The organism is Roseibium aggregatum, from assembly GCF_014692675.1.
GTDB classification, from domain to species: domain Bacteria; phylum Pseudomonadota; class Alphaproteobacteria; order Rhizobiales; family Stappiaceae; genus Roseibium; species Roseibium aggregatum_C.
Window position 1 is genome coordinate 1 of sequence record NZ_JABFCZ010000120.1, and the last position, 389, is coordinate 389.

Genomic DNA, 389 nt, shown 5'->3' on the forward strand with positions numbered 1-389 from the left:
GTATCTGCAACACGCCGTTGGCTTGCAGTGCGTCGAGCATGCCGTCGATATTCACATTGCCCGAGCCGGTGCCCGCCGTCGCCAAGCCACCCGCCGTGGCAGCCGCCAGGCCACCGCCGGTGATCAGCCCGAACGAGAAGGTGCCGTTGTTGAACATCGCGTTCCAGTTCACGCCGTAGTGCAGCAATTCGGAACGCGACACTTCGGCAAAGCGCACCCGCAGGTTGACCTGGGCGGCGCCCGCGTATTCGGTGGTGTTGATTGCGCTCTGGAAGCCTTGGCCCTGCGGGTTGAGCAGCGCGTTGAGGTCGGTCGCTTCGGCCACTGAGCCGACAGTGCCCTTGGCGATCAAACGGTTGCCGGCACCGGTGATTTGCGCGCCATTGCCG

The 389-nt window shown here is 64.8% G+C and carries 1 pseudogene; it reads right to left on the bottom strand.

The features are described 5' to 3' along the window. A pseudogene (locus HK439_RS26575) lies at positions 1–389 on the bottom strand (type II and III secretion system protein family protein); the annotation flags it as partial.